This is a genomic window from Burkholderia sp. Se-20373 (assembly GCF_017104705.1).
GTDB lineage: Bacteria > Pseudomonadota > Gammaproteobacteria > Burkholderiales > Burkholderiaceae > Burkholderia.
The window spans coordinates 1-1,149 of sequence record NZ_JAAGPH010000349.1; the positions used below are offsets into that span (position 1 = coordinate 1).

At 73.5% G+C, this 1,149-nt stretch carries 1 protein-coding gene and 1 pseudogene; both read left to right on the top strand.

Annotated elements, in window-relative coordinates:
- The coding region (locus G3N96_RS38695) for a condensation domain-containing protein (protein WP_241023041.1) at positions 1 to 923 on the top strand (923 nt) is incomplete at its 5' end.
- Positions 913 to 1,149: pseudogene (locus G3N96_RS38700) on the top strand (N-acetyltransferase); the annotation flags it as partial. The gene G3N96_RS38695 and the pseudogene G3N96_RS38700, both read left to right, overlap by 11 nt.

The following is a 1,149-nucleotide window of genomic DNA, read 5'->3' on the forward strand; positions in this document are numbered from 1 at the left end:
CGGCGTCTTCCGCGCACGCTACGCTGCCGATGCTGCTGCACGCGGCGCTCAACACCGCGCTGTTTCGCGCGACGGGCGCGGCCGACCAGCCGGTCGGCGTGCTCGCGTCGACGCGCGAGCTGACGGGCGATGCGGCCCGCGACGCGCTCGGCCTCTTCATCAATTCGGTCGTCGTACGCACGCGGCTCGACCCGGCCGCACGTCGCTCGGACGTGCTCGCCCAAGTGCGCGATACGGCGCTTGCGGCCTATGCGCACGCCGACGTGCCGTTCACGGAGGTCGTCGCGGCGCTGCGCGCGCCGCGTGCCGCGCAGGCCAATCCGCTGTTCCAGGTGATGTTCAACTACCTGCGCCCGACCGGTGCGGCGGCGCGCGACTGGGCCGGCCTGGCGCTGGCCGGATTCGACGACGTGCGCCACCGCGTCGTGTTCACGCTGGAGCTGGACGTCGTCGAGCATCCGGACGGCCGCGTGAGCGCCGCGTTCTCGTACGCGGACGAACTGCTCGATCGCCGCTTCGTCGATGGGCTCGTCGAGCTCTACCACGACGAAGTCGCGCGTTTCGCCGGCGCGTCGGAAGCGGTGCTCGGTGCGCCCGACAAGCGCGCCGTCGAGCAGGCGTCGCCGCGCGCGCAGACCGAAAGCAACGCACGCGCCGCAACGCCGTCCCGCACACCGCATGCGGCGGCGGTGCTCGCGGCGCTGTGGTCCGACACGTTCGCGACGGCCGCGCCCGAACCTGACGCCGACCTGTTCGAAGCCGGCGCGACGTCGTTCGACGTGGTGCGCTTCGTCGACGCGGTCGGCCGCGCCGGCCACGCGCTGACGGTGGCCGACGTGTTCGCGTCGCCGACGCTCGCGGCACTCGGCGCGCGGCTCGATGCGCACACGGAAACGGGCCAGGAGGCGCGCCATGCTGGCTGAAGTGCGTCCGGACGGATTCACGATGCTCGATACCTACCGCCTCGCGTTCGCGGACGGCCTGTTCGCGGTGCGCGACGGCGCGGAGATCCGCGTCGCGCAGGGCGACGGCATCGGCGCGCAGTTGCTGCGCGCCCAACTCGGCGACGACGGCGCGCTGCGCCTCGTTGCCTACAACCATCGCGCGGCGCCGGCCGACCAGCGGCGTGCGCTGCTGGCCGCACTGGCC